Below are 18,721 nucleotides of genomic sequence, written 5' to 3'. Positions count from 1 at the left end.
CTCACACGGCGAGATAGGCGTCCTTGATCTCCGGATTGGCCTCAAGCTCCGCGATGGTGCCGGAGAAGCGCATCCGTCCCTTCTCAATGATATAGGCGCGATCGGAGATCAGCTTGGCGAAATGAAGGTTCTGCTCCGAAATGACGATGGAGAGCCCCTCCCGCTTCATGGTGAGGATGGCATCCGCCATCTGCTCGACGATCTTCGGCGCGAGGCCTTCGGACGGCTCGTCCAGCAGCACGAGGGAGGGGTTGCCCATGAGCGTGCGGCCGATGGTGAGCATCTGCTGCTCGCCGCCACTCATCTGCCCGCCGGGGCGCTTGCGCATCTCGCCCAGGTTCGGGAACAGGGCGTAGATGCGTTCCGGCGTCCAGGTGGCGACGCCCTGGCGTGCGGGCTGGCGGCCCACCTCGAAATTCTCCTCCACCGTCAGCTGGCTGAAGACGCGCCGGTCCTCCGGCACGTAGCCGAGGCCACGCCGCGCGATCTCATAGGTGGGCAGGCGCGAGATGTCCTCGCCGTCGAAGCGCACGCTGCCCGTCCGCCGGGACACGAGGCCGGCGACGGAGCGGAAGGTCGTGCTCTTGCCCGCGCCGTTGCGGCCGAGCAAGGCTACCACCTCGCCGGCGCCCACCTCGAAGCCGACATCGAACAGAATGTGGGCCGGCCCGTAATGGCTGTTGAGCCCGGAGACCTCGAGCTTCATGCCGCGCTCTCCTCACGGTGCTTGGCGTCATAGAGCAGGCCTTCGCCGAGATAGATGGCCCGCACGTTGGGATCCTTGCGCACGTCGGCAGGGGTGCCGCGGGCGATCAGCTCGCCCCGGTTCAGCACCATCACCGCGTCAGCGTGCTCGAACACCACGTCCATGTCGTGCTCGGTGAACAGCACGCCGATGCCCTTCTTGCGGGCGATCTCGGCAGTGAGGCGCATGAGGTCGACGCGCTCCTTCGGCGCCATGCCGGCGGTGGGCTCGTCCATCAGCAGAAGGCGCGGGTCGTTGGCGAGCGCGATGGCGAGCTCCAAGCGCTTGAGGTCGCCATAGGCGAGCTCCCCGCAGGGGCGCTCGGCCTGGGCGTCCATGCCCACCAGGGCGAGCAGGCGGTCGGCCTCCTCCCGGTGGGCGGCACCGGCATAGCCCACCAGGGCCCGCAGCCCGCCGTGGAAGGAGAGCAGCGTCACCTGCACGTTCTCCCGAACGGTCATGGAGGAAAAGGTCGCTGTGATCTGGAAAGTGCGCCCCACGCCCCGGCGCCAGACGGCGCGCGGCGGCAGGCCGACGATCTCCTCGCCGGCGAGGGCGATGGAACCGGCATCGGGCGGAATCTGCCCGTTCAGCATGTTGAAGCAGGTGCTCTTGCCCGCGCCGTTCGGCCCGATCAGGGCGAGAATCTCGCCCGCCGCCACCGAGAAGGTCACGCCACGCACGGCATGGACCCCGCCATAGGCCTTCATCAGCCCTTTGACTTCGAGAAGCGCGCTCATTCCGCAGCCTCCACCTTGGCGATGCCCATGCCCGCGGCTTGCGGCCCCGCGCCATTGGGCGCGGGTGGACGCAGCCGATGCCGCAGGTCCTCGAGGAAGCCGACGATGCCCTTGGGAAAGGCGACCACCAGCAGGACGATCACGCCGCCCAGCACCAGCTTCGACAGCTCGGTCTTGCTCATGAGCCAGATGGCCAAGGCCTTGTAGACCACGGCGCCCACCACCGCGCCCGATACCGTCTCGATGCCGCCGAGCAGCACCATCACGAGGCCGTCCACCGAGGTCGGGATGGCGAGGCTCTCGGGGAAGACGCTGCCCTTCAGGAAGGCGAACAGGGCGCCGGCGACGCCGGCGAAGGTTCCCGCAACCACGAAGGCCGCCCACTGCACCGAGGTGCGGTTGATGCCGATGGCCTCCGCCCGCAGGGTGCTGTCGCGGGCCGCCCGCAGGCCGAAGCCAAAGGGCGAGAACACCAGCACCCGCAGCAGGCAGGTCCCCAGGGTCACGATGGCGAGGGTCATCCAGTAGAAGCCCTGCGGGCTTGCCGCCCAGGACGAGGGCCAGATGCCGAGCAGGCCGTTGTCGCCACCCGTCACTTCCACCCATTGGAAGGCGACCGACCAGGCGATCTGCGCGAAGGCCAGCGTCAGCATGGCGAAGTAGACACCGGACAGCCGGACGCAGAACCAGCCGAACACGACCGCGCCCGCAAGGCCCAGCAGCGGGCCGACGAGAAGGGCTGCCTCCATGGGGGCGCCGAGGAGCTTCACCATGAAGGCGGCCCCATAGGCGCCGAGCCCGAAATAAGCGGCGTGGCCGAAGGAGGCGAGGCCGCCGACGGTCATCAGGAAGTGCAGGCTGGCGGCGAACAGGACGTAGACAAGGATCTCCGACCCCACCGAGAGCGCATAGCTTCCAGAGAACAACGGCAGCGCCGCCGCCACCACGACCATTGCCGTGACACCCGTCCGCTCCAGCGGTGTCATCGGCCGCCAGGGCCGGATGGCGATGCCGGTGGAGGTGCGCACCGCCGCATCGGGCTTGCCGAACAGGCCCCAGGGACGCACCACCAGCACTGCCGCCATGGCGAGGAAGACGATGACCATGGAGATCTGCGGCAGGATGAGGATGCCGAAGGCGTTCAGCTCCGACACGAGGATGGCGGCGACGAACGCGCCCGTCACCGAGCCGAGGCCGCCGATGACCACCACCACGAACACCTCCACGATGATGGAGAGGTCCATGGCATGGCTCACCGTGGTGCGGGGAATCTGCAATGCGCCGCCCAGCGCCGCCAGGAAGACGCCGAGGGCGAAGACGGAGGTGAACAGCCACTTCTGGTTCACGCCCAGGGAGGCGACCATCTCACGGTCCTGCGTCGCCGCACGCACCAGCACGCCCCAGCGGGTGCGGTGGAACAGCAGCCAGATGAGGCCGAGCACCACGGGGCCCATGGCGATGAGGAGGAGGTCGTAGGAGGGAACACGGCGGCCGAACAGCTCCACCGCGCCGGTAAAGCCGGGGGCGCGCGGCCCGAGCAGGTCCTCGGCGCCCCAGATGAGCACCACCAGGTCCTGCACCATCAGCGTCACGCCGAAGGTGGCCAGCAGCTGGAACAGCTCCGGCGCATGGTAGATGCGGCGCAAAAGCACCATTTCCATCAGCGCGCCGAGGGCGGCGACGGTGAGGCTGGCTGCGAGGATGCCGCCCCAGAAGCCCAGCGGGCCGGCGAACCGGTCGGTCAGCGTGAAGGCGACATAGGCGCCCAGCATGTAGAAGGCGCCGTGCGCGAAGTTCACGATGCGCGTCACGCCGAAGATGATCGACAGGCCCGACGCCACCAGGAACAGGGACGCGGCGCTGGCGAGCCCGCTCAGGGCCTGGACCAGAAGGAATTCCACGGCTCGGCCTTTCGTTCACCGGATCTGGAAGTGTGCTTTTTCTTTTGGGGCCGCCCCGGTGCCGGGCACCGGGACGGGCCATCTGGTCATCTGCCCGGGACAGGGCAGGGATCCGTCACTCCTTCGGGCGGAGCTTGGCAGCTTCGTCGGCGGGGGGCAGGTAGTCGGCGCCCTTCTTGAAGACGAGGTCGATCATCACGCCCTTGCCGTCCTTGAGGGCGGTCTTGCCCACGAAGGCGCCCATGGTGCTCTGGTGGTCGGCGCCGCGATAGACGATGTCGCCGAACGGCGTGGACACCTTCAGGTCCTTCATGCCCTTGATGAGGCCTTCGGCCGAGGTGTCGTCGGTGCCCTTCAGCAGGGCGGCGATGCTCATCACCGTGGAGTAGCCGACGATGGAGCCGAGGCGCGGGTAGTCCTTGTGGAGCTGCTGGTAGGCGTCGAGGAAGGCCTTATGCTCCGGCGTGTCGATGGCGTACCAGGGGTAGCCGGTGACGATCCAGCCTTCCGGCGTCTCGCCCTTCAGCGGATCGAGATATTCCGGCTCGCCGGTCAGGTAGCTGACGACCGCGCGGTCCTTGAAGACGCCGCGGGTGTTGCCCTCGCGCACCAGCTTCACCAGGTCGCCGGCGAAGGTGGCGTTGAGGATGGCGTCGGGCTTGGCGGCGTCGATGGCCTGGAGCACCGGGCCGGCGTCGATCTTGTTCAGCGGCGGCCACTGCTCCGCGACGAACTCCACGTCCGGGCGCTTCTTCTTCAGCAGGTCCTTGAACACCGCCACGAAGGACTGGCCGAACTCGTAGTTGGGGGCGATGGTCGCCCAGGTCTTGGCCGGCAGCTTGGCGGCCTCTTCCGCCAGCATGGCGGCCTGCATGTAGTTGGAGGTGCGCAGGCGGAAGGTATAGTCGTTGCCCTTCGACCAGACGATGGCGTCGGTCAGCGGCTCGGCGGCGAGGTACACCACCTTCTTCTGCTTGGCGAAGTCGGAGAGCGCGAGGCCGACGTTGGAGAGGAAGCCGCCGGCGATCATCACCACGCCGTCGCGCGAGACCAGCTCGTTGGCGGCGGTAAGCGCGTCGCCCGGCTTGCCGCCGTCGTCCTTGGAGATGATGACGAGCTTCTTGCCCTTGATGCCGCCGGCATCGTTGATCTGCTTGAGCGCCAGCTCCATGCCCTTGCGATAGGGCTCGGTGAAGGCGGGCAGCGCCGAATAGCTGTTGATCTCGCCGACCTTGATCTCGCCCTGCTGGGCCCTTGCCGCCCCGGAAGCGAACAGCATCGCCGCCAGCGCCACACCCATCATCCGTTTCATCCGGTCATCCCCTCTGGTTTTTCGATGCACCGTGGAACATTCAGCGCACGTCGAACCCGACGCGAGCTTATCTCAGTCCGTCCTCGCCTTTGATGTCGGCAACGACCAGTCCTCCGACCCGCGGCAGCGGGCGGCCGGAATCTGTCACCGCCACCGCAACCATGATCTCGTTGGCGCGCGGGGCATCGTTGATGCTCACCTGCATGCCGTCGAAATGCGAGCGCACATAGGCGGCATCCTTGTGGCCGAGCGGGATGTCCAGCTCGGCCCCGAGCCCGCCCCGCCGCTTGGACGAGGGGATGAGCGCCGCGCCCTTGCCCAGCACCTTGCGCACGGGGGTGCCCATCTTCGGATGCAGGAGGGCGGCGGCGTGCTCCAGCTCGCCATTCTCGCCCACGAGGGCCGCCTTGCCGTAGCTCTGCGCCGCCGTCCCCTCGATGCCCAGCGCCGCGACCCCCTTCTCGGCGAGCAGGCCGCCGAGCTCCTCGCCGATGGCGATAAGCTCGGAGAGGTCCTCCACATAGCGTCCGGCGAAGGGGTTCTCGATGACGGCGACGGCTGCCGCGCGCCGCGTGGGCGGGGAGACGGGGCGACCCATCTCCGTGCGCGTCTCCTCGACGAAGGTGACGATCTTGCGGATCCTGGCGTGGATTTCGGCGCTCATCGCAGGCCGTCCTCCCCCTTGATCTCGCTCGCCTTCAGGCCGCCGACGCGGGCATGGACCCGCGGACCGGTGGTCATGACCAGGACGAGCACCATCTCGTCGGCCTTGGGGCCGTCCGGCACGCCCACTTCCATGGCGTCGAAATGGCTGCGCACATAGGAGGCGTTCACATGGGTCACCGGCACGTCGAGCCGCGTGCCGGGGCCGCCCACCTTCTTGGTGGACGGCACGATGGCCTTGGCGTCGCCGAGGGCCTCGCGCATGGCGTAGCCGCCGGGCACGTGCCACAGGGCGCCGTGCTCCAGCTCGCCCGCGGCTCCAACGATGGCGCCCTTGCCATAGCCGTCGATGGCGGACGGCGGAACACCGAGCGCGGCGATGAGGTCCTGCGCCATGGCGAGGCCGAGGGGCTTCAGGTCGTCCATGAAGGAGGCGATCTCCTCCACATAGCGGCCGGCGAAGGGATTCTCGACGACGGCGAGGATCGCCCCACGCTTGCGGGGCGTGGCGGCGGCAGGGCCGCCCTCGTGGAGGATCTCCTCGAGGATCAGAAGGCGTTTGCGGATTTTCACCTCAGGCATGGGCGAGCCTTTGTTCTGGTTCTGGCGGGAGGGAAAGGTCGGAAGCCGGCGCGGCGGCGGCGGGAAGTAGGGTGGGGGCAAGCGCGAGCGGGTCCGTGCTCGCGGTCTCCCCCTGGAGATGGAGGGCGGCGGCGCAGATGAGCCCGCGCCCGGCCAGCGTCCGCGCCATCGCCAGGCCGCGTCCCAAGGCTTCGGCGCGCTCGGAGGCGGAAAGCTCCGGCACATGACGTGTCACCAGGCGCGCGCCCAGGTCGCTGTCGGGCAGGATGTCCGAGGCCGGCACGCGCAGGACGCCGGGGTGGTCCGGCAGATCGACGGCATTCGCCACCACCGTTGCCGCCGCGTCCGCCATGGAGGCGGTGGGGGCGAGGATCGTGACCGCATCGGCGATGCCGAGCGAGAAGCTCCGCCCCCGCCAGCCGGACGTGGCGATGCCGCGCACCGGGCTTTCAAAGGTCACGCAGGAGGTGCCGACGAGGCGGGGCCGGTCGGGTCGGTCCACCAGCCCGACCATGAAGCGGGCGCCCTGCGGGAGATGGAGGGCAATGTCCCCGCCGTTGTTCACATAGGCGCGGGTGATGCCCGGCCGATGGAAGGCGAGGAGCACCTCTTCCGCCACCGCTCCGGCGACCGCGGCCATGGGCGTGATGAAGCCGGCGCGCGCATGCGGGAGGACAGCCGCCCGCATGCGCAGCGCCACCGGCCCCTGAAGGGGGCAGGGGCCGGGTTGGGCCGGGTGGCGCAGCAGCTCCAGCTCGTCGCACAAGGCATCGAGAAGGCCGGTGAAGCGCGCCACCGCGTCGTGATAAGCCGCGCGGACTGCCGCCTCGTCCCCGTTCGCCTCGATCACGAGGTCGATCGGCCCGTCCTGCAGGTGCAGGCGACGCCCGTCCGACAGCAGAGCCGCCTGTGGCGCGCGCGTGCCGGGAGAGGGGAGGGGGGCGGCAGGGGGCATGGGGTCAGCCGTGCGAGCGCTTGGCGCTCTGGGGCGCCAGCGGCCATGGGTTATCCGGCCGCGGCGCCACCGGGAGGTCGCCATGGACGGAGGAGACCGGGCGCACTTCGGCCATGTGCCCGCCGAGCGCCTCATAGTCCGAGAGGCGCAGGGTGAACTCGATGGGCGCCACCAGCGCCGGTGTCGGGACATAGCCGAAGGCGTTCTGGGGCAGGCGCGTCACATCCACCATGAAGGTGATGCCGCCACCGGGATAGACATAGACCGGCGCGCCGCCGGAGGTGACATAGGTGATGGCGTCCTTCACGGATTTGGTCAGTCGCACCGGATTCTCGGTGACGCCGGAGCGCAGCGAGCCTCCGGCCCCCGCCATGAACAGCACGGTGGACAGGGCAGGCTCGCAATTCTCCTTCACCCGCTCGGCGGACGCGGCGAGATCCGCGGGCATTTCCTTCGCCACGGGAGCCAGCTGGTCGTCGAGCTCGAAATAGGCCGCATGCTCGCCGGTGGTGGAGATGAAGAACAGTCGCAGGCCCGGCCACGCCACCTTCGGGTCGAACGGGCCGATGATGGCGAGTGGATCGGTGATGTCGGTGCCGCCCCAACCGGTGCCGGGGTCGGCGACCTGAAAGTACCGGCCGGGGGTGGAGCGCCGGCCCTTCATCCGGATGCCGGTCTCCCTGACGCCGAGCAGCTTGCCTGCCTGGTGCTCGGAGAGAACCCCGGTGATGTGGTCGTCCACCACCACCACCTCGTCGGCCTTGCCGAACCATTGCTTGGCGAACATGCCGATGGTGGCCGAGCCGCAGCCCACGCGCATGCGCTCTTCCTGAACGCCGTTGACGATGGGCGGCTTGCCCGCCTCCACCACCACGGTGGAGCCGCCGTCGATGGTCAGCTCCACGGCCTTGCCGTTGCACAGATCGAGCAAGGCCTCGCAGGTGACGCGGCCTTCCTTCTTGCCGCCGCCGGTGAGGTGATGCACGCCGCCCAAAGAGAGCATCTGCGAGCCATATTCGGAGGTGGTCACATGGCCCACCGGCTCGCCCGCCGCGCGCACGGTGGCCTGCTCGGGGCCGAGGAAGCGGTCGGTGTCGATCTTCACCTTCACGCCGCAATAGCTGAAGATGCCCTCGGTCACGACCGTCACCATGTCCACGCCCTCCACCTCGGCGGAGACGATGAAGGGCGCGGGCTTGTAGTCGGGATAGGTGGTGCCGGCGCCGATGGCGGTGACGAAGGTCTCAGCGCCGCCGACAAGCTTGCCGTCCCAGTCCGCGCCGTCGCGGTGGAAGGGCACCACGGTGCCCCCGAGGGCCAGCGTCCGGTCGAGGACCACGTGGGGATCCACGCGCACCAGCTCTCCCGCATTGTTGGCGTAGCGATCGCACGCCCCCGTCATCCCTGGCTTGATGTAGCACATCACCGGGCAGGCATCGCAGCGGATCTTGTCGTCTGCGGCGGAACGGGGCGCGCCGATGGAATCTTCAGGCATGTCGCTCACAGCTCCGGGGCGCGGGTCGGCGCCGGGACCAGAACGCCGGCGGTCGGCGCATTTCATATGTGTACTAATGAAATATGCGTCCCGCCCGGTGTCAAGCACAAGGAACGGGCACGCTGCATTAAAGGGCAGCATTGCTGACGCACCGCTTGACGCAGTTCATTAGTATAGAAACAATCTGCCCAACGAGAGATCTTCCGACCGAGCCAGAGGGCGGACATGACCCCGACAGCACACCCATGCTTGCGCCTTCGCGGGCGCCGCGGCGGAAACAATGCGCCGGCAGTGGGGCCCGCGTGAGATGTCCGAGCCGGTCAGCCTGATCGTGAACGGGATGATGCACGCCTTTCCGCTGCCGCGCGAGACGCCCCTGCTTTACGTGCTGCGCAACGATCTCGGCCTCAACGGACCGAAGTTCGGCTGCGGTCTCGGCGAATGCGGCGCGTGCACCGTGCTGGTGGACGGCCTTGCGGCACGCGCCTGTGTCCTCAAGCTCGGCAGCGTGGCGGGGCGGAGCGTGACCACGCTGGAGGGGCTTGGCACCCTCGAGCGGCCCCATCCGGTGCAGAGGGCCTTCATCGCCGAGCAGGCGGCGCAGTGCGGCTATTGCCTCAATGGCATGATCATGACCGCGGCCTCGTTCCTCGCGCGCCATCCCGATCCGTCCCTCGATGAGGTGCGGGAAGCCCTGCGCTACAATCTCTGTCGCTGCGGGACGCACGTGGAGATCCTCCGCGCCGTGATGCGCGCCGCCGCGGAGATGAGCGCGATGGCGGTTCCCGCCGGCGAGGCTCCTGCATCATGACCGAGCCAGCGCCGTCTCCTCAATCCCTCCTCGCCCGCACCGGCAGCCTTGCGGTGCTGCGTCCCGCGCAGGTGGTCGGCGGACTTCAGCGCACGGCGGCGCCGAGAGAGGGGGCCCTCGATCTCTTCCTGTTCATGGATGACGCCGGGGCGGTCACCGCCTTCAACGGCCATGTGGACCTTGGTACCGGCATCCGTACCGCCCTCGCCCAGATCGTGGCGGAGGAGCTGGACGTGTCCTTCGAGCGGGTGCTGATGGTGCTCGGCCACACCGGCGGCACGCCCAACCAGGGCGCCACCATCGCCAGCGATTCGATCCAGGTCTCCGCTATTCCCTTGCGCCGGGCGGCGGCGCAGGCGCGCCATCACCTCGTCGCCTTGGCGGCGGCGCGCCTGGGCCTGCCGGCCGAGGAGCTCGCCGTCACCGATGGGGTGGTGCATCCCAGGGCGGGCGGCAATGCGGGCATCTCCTACGCGGAGCTTCTCGCCGGGCGGGAAGATCGACTGCTGCTCGCCGAGACGGTGGCGGTGAAGCCCGCCTCCGAGCATCGCGTGGTGGGCCGGCGGGTTCCGCGGGTCGACATCCCCGCCAAGGCCACGGGCCAGCTCGTCTATGTGCACGATGTGCGCGTGCCCGGCATGCTTCATGGGCGGGTGGTGCGTCCGCCCTATGCCGGCATCGATGCGGGAGACTTCATCGGCAACAGCCTGATCTTTGTGGACGAGGCCTCCATTGCCTCCGTCCCCGGCGTGGTGGCCGTGGTCACCATGGGCGATTTCGTCGGCGTGGTGGCCGAGCGGGAGGAGCAGGCGGCCGAAGCGGCCCGCCGCCTCGTCGTCCGCTGGAAGGCGCCGCCCGCGCTGCCGGACCTCGGCGACGTGGCGCAGGCGCTGCGCACGAACCCTTCCACCGAGCGTGTTCTCATCGACCGCGGCGATGTGGAGCGCGCCCGCGCGGATGCTGCGGTTCCCATGGACCGTACCTATGTTTGGCCGTTCCAGATGCACGCCTCCATCGGCCCTTCCTGCGCGGTCGCGGACGTGCGGCCGGATGGTGTGCGCGTGTGGTCCGGCACGCAGAATCCCTACCCGCTGCGCGTGGACATCTCCGTGCTCCTGGGCATTCGGGAAGAGGATGTCGAGATCGTCCGCTTCGAGGCGGCCGGCTGCTATGGCCGCAACTGCGCCGACGACGTGGCCGCGGATGCCGCGCTCCTCTCCCGCGCCGTGGGGCGGCCGGTACGGGTGCAGCTGACGCGCGAGCAGGAGCACGCCTGGGAGCCCAAAGGCGCCGCCCAGCTCATGGATGTGCGCGGTGGCCTGAATGCGGACGGGACGCCCGCCGCCTACGATTTCGCCACGCGCTATCCCTCCAACGCCGCCGTCACGCTGGCGCTGCTGCTGACGGGCCGAGTGCCGGCCAACAATCCCGTCTTCGAGATGGGGGACCGCACCGCCATCCCGCCTTATGCCTATGACAATCTCAGGGTGAAGGTGCACGACATGGCGCCCATCGTCCGCGCCGCCTGGCTGCGGGGCGTATCGGCGCTGCCCAATTCCTTCGCCCACGAGAGCTATATCGATGAGCTGGCGACGGAAGCGGGCGTCGACCCGGTGGACTATCGCCTGCGGCACCTCCACGATTCCCGCGCCGTCGACCTCGTGAAGGAGGTGGCCGCCCGTGCCGGGTGGGAGCCGCGCACCGGGCCGCGGCGCACGGTGGTGGAGGGCGACGTGGTGCGCGGGCAGGGCTTTGCCTATGCCCTTTACGTGCACTCGAAGTTCCCGGGCTACGGGGCGGCCTGGTCGGCCTGGGTGGCTGAGGTGGAGGTGAACCGGACCACCGGAGACGTGAAGGTGAGGCGGGTGGTGGTGGGGCAGGACTCCGGCCTCATGATCAACCCTGCCGGCATCGAGCATCAGATCCACGGCAACGTCATCCAGTCCACCAGCCGGGTGCTGAAGGAGCAGGTGGGCTTCACCGACTCGGCCGTGGCGAGCCGGGAATGGGGTGCCTATCCCATCCTTACCTTTCCCGAGGTGCCGGTCATCAACGTGGTGCTGATGCCGCGGCCGGATGATCCACCCCTGGGCTCGGGCGAATCCGCCTCGGTGCCGAGCGCGGCCGCCATCGCCAACGCCATCTTCGACGCCACCGGCGTACGCATGCGCGAGCCGCCCTTCACGCCCGAGCGGGTGCGCGCCGCCCTTGCCGGGGAAGCGCCGCCCAGGGACCCGGTGCGCGCGCCAGAAAAGCGCCGCTCGCTCTTCGCCCTGGCGGGCGCGGCATTGGCCGGCGCCCTGGGCATGGCTGCGCTCGCTCTGCCCATCCGCGGCGCCATCGCCCCCATCTCCCCGCCGGATCCGGCCCAGTTCTCAGTGGAAATGATCGCACGTGGGCGACAGCTCGCGGCGCTGGGGGATTGCGCTGTCTGCCACACGGTGCCCGGCGGAATGGCAAACGCCGGCGGGCGCGCCATGGAGACGCCCTTCGGCACGGTCTATTCCACCAATCTCACGCCGGACCCTGAGACCGGCATCGGCCGCTGGTCCTATGCCGCTTTCGAGCGGGCCATGCGCGAGGGCATCTCGCGGGATGGGCGCCACCTTTATCCCGCCTTCCCATACACCGCCTTCACCAGGGCGTCCGACACGGATCTTCAGGCCCTCTATGCCTATCTGATGTCGCAGACGGCGGTCCCGGCCGCGACACCCGAGGCGAAGATGGCGTTTCCGCTGAACTTCCGTCCGCTCCTTGCGGGCTGGAATGCGCTGTTCCTGAGGACGGGGCAGCTTGCGCCCGAGCCGGCCCGTTCGCCGCAGTGGAACCGGGGTGCCTATCTGGTGGAAGGGCTGGGCCATTGCGGCGCTTGCCACACGCCGCGCAACCTCCTTGGCGCGGAGAAGGATGGCGCGGCGAAGCTCGCCGGGGCCATGGTGGACGGCTGGGAGGCCCCCGCCCTTACCGCGCTCTCCGCCGCTCCCATCCCCTGGACGGAGGAGGAGCTCTACGCCTACCTGCGCACGGGCTTTTCCCGCTTCCACGGCACCGCCGCCGGGCCCATGGCGCCGGTGGTCCGCGAACTCTCGACGCTTCCCGACGCGGACATCCGCGCCATGGCGGTCTATCTGGTATCCTTCGCGGGACCTGGCCTTGCCGATCCGGCGGCCCGCGCGGCGGAGCTGGAGGCGAAGGCCAGCGCTTCGCTCCGGCCGCTCGACAGCCTCGGCGGCCGGCTCTACGAGGGCGCCTGCGCGGCCTGCCATGCCGAGAGCGGGCCGACCATGTTTGGCGTGCGGCCCGCGCTGTCCCTGAACAGCAATGTTCATGCGGCGCGGCCGGACAACCTCATTCGCGTGATCCTGGAAGGCATTCCAGAGCCCGCCGCGCGGGATCTCGGCGACATGCCGGCTTTCCGCGACAGTCTTGACGACACGCAGGTGGCGGCGCTGGTGCGCTACATTCGCGCGAAATTCGCTCCCGATGCGCCCGTCTGGGAAGGGGTCGAGGCGGAGGTGGCGCGGCTGCGCAATGCACCCGCGCATTAGAGCGCGCGCCGATCCGATTGCATCACAATCGAATCGGATTACGCGTTCTCTATCTTAAAATTAGCGGGCGATCCCGACGTATGAAGCCTTGCTTCGGCTTCCAGTTTTTGATGAAGCGCTCTCTGACATTTCGAGCGAAGCCGGCTTCGCCCATCGTGCGCCCGGGATATCCGTGGTCGAGCCTGGGCACGCTGTGCGCTTTCCTGCGGCAGGGTTGCTCGAAAAATCCGCATTCGGGCGTGCTTCAAACCGTTGACAGCTCAGGTGGTCTGTCCATATTTTATTTGTACACAAATGAAAATGATGCGGCCGATCCCGCATCCATGTGCAAGGCGTCCCCCATGGCCTATGTCGTCACCGATGGCTGCATCCGCTGCAAATACATGGATTGCGTTTCGGTCTGCCCGGTCGATTGCTTCTATGCTGGCGAGAACATGCTGGTGATCCAGCCGGACGAGTGCATCGACTGCGGCGTGTGCGAGCCGGAGTGCCCGGCCGCGGCCATCGTGCCGGATACGGATCCGCGCGCGGCCGCGTGGACCGCCCTGAATGCCGAATATGCGGCGAAGTGGCCGAACATCACCGAGAAGGGCGCCCCACCCGACGATGCCGATGCCTGGAACGGCAAGGGCGACAAGGCCGCGCTGTTTTCGCCGGTCGCCTCCTCCTGATCCACGACCATTCCCCTCCGGAGCCGTCCCATGAGCAACCTGATGGAAGAGCGCGTGCTCAGCGTGCGCCACTGGACCGACCGCCTCTTCTCCTTCACCACCACGCGCGACACGGGCTTCCGCTTCCGCAATGGCGAGTTCACCATGATCGGCATCAAGGTGGACGGAAAGCCGCTGCTGCGCGCCTACTCGGTGGTGAGCCCGAACTACGAGGACACGCTGGAATTCTATTCCATCAAAGTGCCGGACGGCCCTCTGACCTCGCGCCTCCAGCACCTGAAGGAAGGCGATGCGATCATCGTGGGCCGCAAAGCCACCGGCACCCTCGTCATCGACAACCTGCGCGAGGGCGAGAACCTCTACCTTCTGGGCACCGGCACCGGCCTTGCGCCGTTCCTTTCCATCATCCGCGATCCGGAGACCTATGAGCGCTTCGCGAAGGTGGTGCTGGTGCATGGCTGCCGCCACGTGGCGGAGCTGGCCTATGGCGAGCGCAGCGTGAACGATCTTCTGGCCCATGAATTCCTGAGCGAGGATGTGGCCGAGAAGCTCATTTATTACCCGACCGTCACCCGCGAGCCGTTCCGCAACCAGGGGCGCATCACCAGCCTCATCGAAAGCGGCAAGCTGTTTCAGGACACTGGTCTGCCGCCCCTCGACAAGGCGCGCGACCGGGTGATGCTCTGCGGATCGCCGCAGATGATGGGCGCGCTGCGCACCATGCTCGGCGCGCGCGGCTTCGAGGAAGGCAACCACGGCGAGGCCGGCGATTTCGTGCTGGAGAAGGCCTTCGCCGAGCGCTGACCCGCGTCGGGAAAAAAATCCCACGCGCGGTTCTCAAGCGCCGTGCGCGGGTCTAACATTCATATGCCTACAAATAAAAGGCCGGGACTGCCCAAATGAGGCGCCCAATCAGCGCGCCCAAGTGGTGCGCTCTCATGGATCGCCTCCATGGTCACTCGGCCCGCTTCCGGAGTAGCAAGATGGCCCACGATGCCCCCGGCGCCCCTTCCGGCCCCACCAAGCTTGTCATCCGCAATATCGGCCTCATCCTGAGTGGTGACCTCGAGAAGCCGATCCTCGACGCGGACACCATCGTCGCCGAGAACGGGCGCATTACCGCCATCGGCCGCTTGAAGGACGTGGACACGGAAGGGGCCACCACCACGGTGGATGCCAATGGCGCGACCGTCACCCCCGGCCTCATCGACAGCCACGTGCATCCCGTCGCCGGTGACTGGACGCCGCGCCAGAACCAGGTCAGCTGGATCGATTCCTCGCTGCATGGCGGCGTCACCACCATGATCTCGGCGGGCGAGGTGCATTATCCCGGGCGGCCGAAGGACGTCATCGGCATCAAGGCCCTCGCCATCACGGCGCAGCGCAGCTTCTCCGCTTTCCGCCCCGGTGGCGTGAAGCTCCATGCCGGCGCCCCGGTCATCGAGCATGAGATGGAGGAGAATGACTTCAAGGAGCTTGCCGCCGCCGGCGTGAAGCTCCTCGGCGAGATCGGCCTCGGCGGCGTGAAGGACGGCCCGACTGCCAACAAGATGGTGGGCTGGGCGCGCAAGTATGGCATCCAGTCGACCATCCACACCGGCGGACCGTCCATCGCGGGCTCGGGCCTCATCGACAAGGATGTGGTGCTGGAGACGGACGCGGACGTGGTGGGCCACATCAATGGCGGCCACACGGCCCTGCCGGACAGTCAGATCCGCTGCATCTGCGAGGGCTGCAAGCGCGGCCTGGAGCTGGTGCACAACGGTAACGAGCGCTCCGCCCTCTTCACCCTGCGCACGGCGCGCGAGATGGGCGAGCTGCACCGGGTGATCCTCGGCACCGACGGCCCTGCGGGCTCGGGCGTCCAGCCGCTCGGCATCCTGCGCATGATCTCACTGTTGTCGTCGCTCGGCGATCTGCCGGCCGAGCAGGCCTTCTGCCTCGCCACCGGCAACACGGCACGCATGCGCAGCCTGGATTGCGGGATGATCGAGGTGGGACGGGTCGCCGATTTCATCATCATGGATGCCGCCCAGCACTCGGCGGGCACCACCCTCCTCGACAGCGTGCGCCTTGGCGACCTGCCGGGCATCGGCATGACCATCATCGACGGCATCGTGCGCACCGAGCGCTCGCGCAACACGCCGCCGGCGACGCGGATGCCCTTCGTCGTCAGGTAAAGGCCCGAGCAGCAAAGGAAAACCCGGCCGCGGTGGAAGCTGCGGCCGGGTTTTCTCGTTTCAGATGCCCGCCTGGGACACGAACTTCGGGTTCAGATAGGCCTCGATGGCCTCGGAGCCACCCTCGGAGCCGTAGCCGGAATCCTTCACGCCGCCGAACGGCACTTCCGGCAGCGCGAGGCCCAGGTGGTTGATGGTCATCATGCCCGCCTGCACCTGCGAGGCGATGGCGTTCGCCGTCTTGGCGGAGCGTGTGTAGGCGTAGGAGGCGAGGCCGTAGGGCAGGCGGTTCGCCTCGGTGACGGCTTCGTCGAAATCGGTGAAGGGCAGCATCATGGCGAGGGGGCCGAAAGGCTCCTCGTTCATCATGCGCATGTCGCGGTTCACACCGGTGACCACCGTCGGCTCGAAGAAATAGCCCTTGTTGCCGATGCGCGCGCCGCCGGCGGGGACCTCCGCGCCCTTCTGGCGGGCGTCGGCGATCAGCGCCTCCATGGCGGGGATGCGCCGCTCGTTGGCGAGCGGGCCCATGGTGGTGCCCTCATCGAGGCCGTTGCCCACCTTCACCGCCTTGGCTACGGAGACGAAGGTGTCCACGAATTCCTCATAGACCCTCTCCTGGATCAGGTAGCGGGTCGGGGAGACGCACACCTGCCCGGCATTGCGGAACTTGGCCGTCGCGATCTGCCTGGCCGCCGCCTTCACGTCCGCGTCGTCGAACACGATGACGGGGGAGTGGCCGCCCAGCTCCATGGTCACGCGCTTCATGTGCTCGCCGGCGAGCGCGGCCAGCTTCTTCCCCACCGGGGTGGAGCCGGTGAAGGTGATCTTGCGGATGACCGGATGCGGGATGAGATACTCGCTCACCTCCGCCGGGACACCGTAGACAAGGCCGATGACGCCCTTCGGAATGCCCACGTCCACGAACGCGCGGATCAGCTCGGCCGGGGAGGCGGGGGTCTCTTCCGGCGCCTTCACGATAATGGAGCAGCCGGCGGCGAGCGCGCCGCACAGCTTGCGCACCACCTGGTTGATGGGGAAGTTCCAGGGCGTGAAAGCCGCCACCGGGCCCACCGGCTCCTTGATGACGAGCTGGTAGACGCCCGGCGCGCGGGCCGGGATCACACGGCCGTAGGCGCGGCGGGCCTCTTCCGCGAACCAGTCGATGACGTCCGCCGCCGCCAGGGTTTCGGCCCGTGCTTCGGGGAGCGGCTTGCCCTGCTCCAGCGTCATCAGGCGGGCAATGCCGTCCGCGCGCTCGCGCAGCAGGTCGGCCGCCTTGCGCATGAGCTTGGAGCGGTCGAAGGCGGAGACCTTGCTCCAGACCTCGAAGCCGCGGGTGGTGGCGGCGAGGGCCTCGTCGAGGTCATTGATGGAGCAATGGGCGACGGTGCCGATCTGCTCCTCCGTGGCGGGGTTGATCACCGGGATGCGGCGCGCACCCTCTGCGTCGCGCCAGACACCGTCGATGTGAAGCTGAACATCGGGATACATGAGCGTCTCCTTGCGAATCCATGGTCTTGGCCGGGCGCGGGGCCTTCGGGGCGCCCATGGGCGCTCCCCCGCGGTTCGGCGGTTTTACCCGCGCGGGCGCGCGGGCCGGAGGAGGAAGGCTGGCCTGGAGGGATCCGTCCGTGCCGAGAGGTTGGGCAGCGCCGCGAGGCGCGGCGGCGCGTGCATGGTAGTGCCCGGCTGGGCCTGCCGCAATTGCGCGCCGCGCAGAGCGAAGCTTCGGCCTCTCCCTTGACCTCATGGCTGGCTTGCCGCCGAATGGTGCGCAAGAAGAACGGGAGGCCCAGCGCATGAGCAGGGACGAGAGCTTCTCTCCCGAGGAGCGCGCCGCCATCTACCGCTGCATCGCCGAGCGGCGGGATGTCCGGCGCAATTTCCTGCCTGAGCCGGTGCCCGATGCGGTGCTCGGCCGGGTCCTGAGTGCCGGCCACGCGGCGCCATCGGTGGGCTTTCTGCAGCCGTGGAATTTCATCGTCATCCGCGCGGCGGCCACCAAGGAGGCGCTGCATGCCGCCTTCATCCGCGCCAACGCGGAGGCAGCGGCCATGTTCGAGGATGAGCGGGCGACGCTTTATCGCTCGCTCAAGCTGGAAGGGCTGAGGGAAGCACCGGTGCTGCTGTGCGTCACCTGCGAGCGGGGGCGGGCGGGGCCGGTGGTGCTGGGGCGCACGCACCAGAGCGAGATGGATGTCTATTCCACGGTCTGCGCCGTGCAGAACATCTGGCTTGCGGCGCGGGCCGAGAACCTCGGCGTGGGCTGGGTCTCCATCCTCTCGCTCGCCGACCTGCACGCGATTCTGGCGATTCCCGAGCACATCGTGCCCATCGCGCTGCTGTGCATCGGCTATGTGGACCATTTCGAGACCACGCCGGACCTGGAGCGGGCCGGCTGGCGCAAGCGCCTGCCGCTGGAGGAGCTGGTCTTCGAGGAGGAGTTCGGCCGGCGCGACCCCATGCCGGCGGGCGACTGAGCTGTGGATGCCGCCGCGAGATCAGCGCGTCAGGCTGATCTGCTGGTTGGTGTCGGTGATGAGGCCCACGTAGCGGTTCGGTCCGGCGGGCTGCAGGCGGGCGGTGACCTTGCCCTGGTGATTCTGCAGCACGATGTCCGGACCCATCATGTCCCAGCCCTTGGTCATGAAGATCTCGCTGGGGCAGGAGACGTCCGCCTGGGCGGACAGGCCGTTCAGCCCGCGGTCGGTGCTGAGGCGGAGCGGGCAGGTGTTGCGCCCGTTGTCCCAGCCGAAGCTCCAGGCGCCGGAGAGCTGCTCCTTCGCAGCCGTGGGGGCATAGGCATTGCCGGTGGGGCTTGCCGGGGGCGGGGTGAGGGGAACGTTGTTGGCAGCAGTGCGCGGCGTGATGGCGCCCGTCGCCGTCTCGGCCGTGGAGGCAGACACGGCCTCAGCCACCGGCGTGCTCTCCACGGAGCCGGTCGGCGCGGTCAGAACCCTATTGCCCGCTACGGCGGACGGCTTCGCCCCGAAGCCGTCGAGCTCGGTGCTGCAACCCCCAAGGACGAACGCCAGCGCCGCCGATACCAGAACCACCCGCATACACACTCTCCGGACGTGCCCGCAAACCCTAGCGTGTCACCAGTGCTTCCGCC

The 18,721-nt window shown here is 68.4% G+C and carries 16 protein-coding genes; 6 read left to right on the top strand and 10 right to left on the bottom strand.

Translation table 11 applies throughout. The features are described 5' to 3' along the window. Nucleotide 1 precedes the first annotated feature (1 nt). The 8 genes from V5F59_RS20060 to V5F59_RS20025 all read right to left on the bottom strand — a co-directional run bounded on the left by V5F59_RS20060 (nucleotide 2) and on the right by V5F59_RS20025 (nucleotide 8,393). On the bottom strand, nucleotides 2–706 hold the full coding sequence (locus V5F59_RS20060) for an ABC transporter ATP-binding protein (RefSeq protein ID WP_393976958.1): 705 nt from the start codon (nucleotides 704–706) through the stop codon (nucleotides 2–4). Then, nucleotides 703–1,485 (bottom strand): ABC transporter ATP-binding protein, encoded by a 783-nt coding sequence (locus V5F59_RS20055; protein ID WP_393976956.1) that lies wholly within the window; start codon nucleotides 1,483–1,485, stop codon nucleotides 703–705. Before V5F59_RS20055 ends, V5F59_RS20060 begins: the two co-directional genes overlap by 4 nt. Continuing rightward, nucleotides 1,482–3,386, bottom strand: a complete 1,905-nt coding sequence (locus V5F59_RS20050; RefSeq protein ID WP_393976954.1) for an ABC transporter permease — start codon at nucleotides 3,384–3,386, stop codon at nucleotides 1,482–1,484. Before V5F59_RS20050 ends, V5F59_RS20055 begins: the two co-directional genes overlap by 4 nt. 115 nt (nucleotides 3,387–3,501) lie before the next feature. Beyond that, nucleotides 3,502–4,698: an ABC transporter substrate-binding protein gene (locus V5F59_RS20045; protein ID WP_393976952.1), complete on the bottom strand. Its 1,197-nt coding sequence runs from the start codon at nucleotides 4,696–4,698 to the stop codon at nucleotides 3,502–3,504. Nucleotides 4,699–4,765: 67 nt separating this feature from the next. Beyond that, the gene (locus tag V5F59_RS20040; RefSeq protein ID WP_393977092.1) at nucleotides 4,766–5,350 is read right to left on the bottom strand and encodes an amino acid synthesis family protein; all 585 of its coding nucleotides are present in this window, start codon (nucleotides 5,348–5,350) and stop codon (nucleotides 4,766–4,768) included. Between the two features lie 8 nt (nucleotides 5,351–5,358). Then, nucleotides 5,359–5,943, bottom strand: coding sequence for an amino acid synthesis family protein (locus V5F59_RS20035; protein WP_393976950.1), 585 nt, complete (start codon nucleotides 5,941–5,943; stop codon nucleotides 5,359–5,361). Continuing rightward, a complete protein-coding gene (locus V5F59_RS20030; protein WP_393976948.1) occupies nucleotides 5,936–6,898 on the bottom strand; it encodes a UPF0280 family protein in 963 nt (320 codons plus the stop codon). Before V5F59_RS20030 ends, V5F59_RS20035 begins: the two co-directional genes overlap by 8 nt. Nucleotides 6,899–6,902: 4 nt before the next feature. Continuing rightward, the gene (locus V5F59_RS20025) at nucleotides 6,903–8,393 is read right to left on the bottom strand and encodes a 6-hydroxynicotinate reductase (protein ID WP_393976946.1); all 1,491 of its coding nucleotides are present in this window, start codon (nucleotides 8,391–8,393) and stop codon (nucleotides 6,903–6,905) included. Nucleotides 8,394–8,700: 307 nt separating this feature from the next. On the opposite strand from V5F59_RS20025, the gene V5F59_RS20020 reads away from it, so the two are divergent. The 5 genes from V5F59_RS20020 (at nucleotide 8,701) to V5F59_RS20000 (ending at nucleotide 15,603) form a co-directional block, all read left to right on the top strand. After that, nucleotides 8,701–9,204 carry a (2Fe-2S)-binding protein gene (locus V5F59_RS20020; protein ID WP_393976944.1) on the top strand — a complete coding sequence of 168 codons (504 nt, stop codon included), beginning with the start codon at nucleotides 8,701–8,703 and terminating at the stop codon, nucleotides 9,202–9,204. Next, nucleotides 9,201–12,752: a molybdopterin cofactor-binding domain-containing protein gene (locus V5F59_RS20015; protein WP_393976942.1), complete on the top strand. Its 3,552-nt coding sequence runs from the start codon at nucleotides 9,201–9,203 to the stop codon at nucleotides 12,750–12,752. Before V5F59_RS20020 ends, V5F59_RS20015 begins: the two co-directional genes overlap by 4 nt. A gap of 341 nt (nucleotides 12,753–13,093) precedes the next feature. Continuing rightward, nucleotides 13,094–13,423, top strand: a complete 330-nt coding sequence (gene fdxA, locus V5F59_RS20010; RefSeq protein WP_393977090.1) for a ferredoxin FdxA — start codon at nucleotides 13,094–13,096, stop codon at nucleotides 13,421–13,423. 30 nt (nucleotides 13,424–13,453) lie between these two features. Continuing rightward, nucleotides 13,454–14,227: a ferredoxin--NADP reductase gene (locus V5F59_RS20005; protein WP_393976940.1), complete on the top strand. Its 774-nt coding sequence runs from the start codon at nucleotides 13,454–13,456 to the stop codon at nucleotides 14,225–14,227. Between the two features lie 179 nt (nucleotides 14,228–14,406). Continuing rightward, nucleotides 14,407–15,603, top strand: coding sequence for an amidohydrolase family protein (locus tag V5F59_RS20000; RefSeq protein ID WP_393976938.1), 1,197 nt, complete (start codon nucleotides 14,407–14,409; stop codon nucleotides 15,601–15,603). 60 nt (nucleotides 15,604–15,663) lie between these two features. Here the strand turns inward: V5F59_RS20000 and V5F59_RS19995 are convergent, their stop codons facing one another. After that, nucleotides 15,664–17,097 carry an NAD-dependent succinate-semialdehyde dehydrogenase gene (locus V5F59_RS19995; protein WP_393976936.1) on the bottom strand — a complete coding sequence of 478 codons (1,434 nt, stop codon included), beginning with the start codon at nucleotides 17,095–17,097 and terminating at the stop codon, nucleotides 15,664–15,666. Between the two features lie 308 nt (nucleotides 17,098–17,405). Here V5F59_RS19995 and bluB point away from each other — a divergent pair, with 308 nt between their 5' ends. After that, on the top strand, nucleotides 17,406–18,086 hold the full coding sequence (bluB, locus tag V5F59_RS19990) for a 5,6-dimethylbenzimidazole synthase (RefSeq protein WP_393976934.1): 681 nt from the start codon (nucleotides 17,406–17,408) through the stop codon (nucleotides 18,084–18,086). A 21-nt stretch (nucleotides 18,087–18,107) separates the two neighbouring features. Here the strand turns inward: bluB and V5F59_RS19985 are convergent, their stop codons facing one another. Then, on the bottom strand, nucleotides 18,108–18,668 hold the full coding sequence (locus V5F59_RS19985) for a protease inhibitor Inh/omp19 family protein (protein WP_393976932.1): 561 nt from the start codon (nucleotides 18,666–18,668) through the stop codon (nucleotides 18,108–18,110). Nucleotides 18,669–18,721 lie beyond the last annotated feature (53 nt).

It is taken from the genome of Xanthobacter nonsaccharivorans (assembly GCF_043194755.2).
GTDB lineage: Bacteria > Pseudomonadota > Alphaproteobacteria > Rhizobiales > Xanthobacteraceae > Xanthobacter > Xanthobacter autotrophicus_G.
This window is presented reverse-complemented; position numbering and strand designations above follow the sequence as displayed.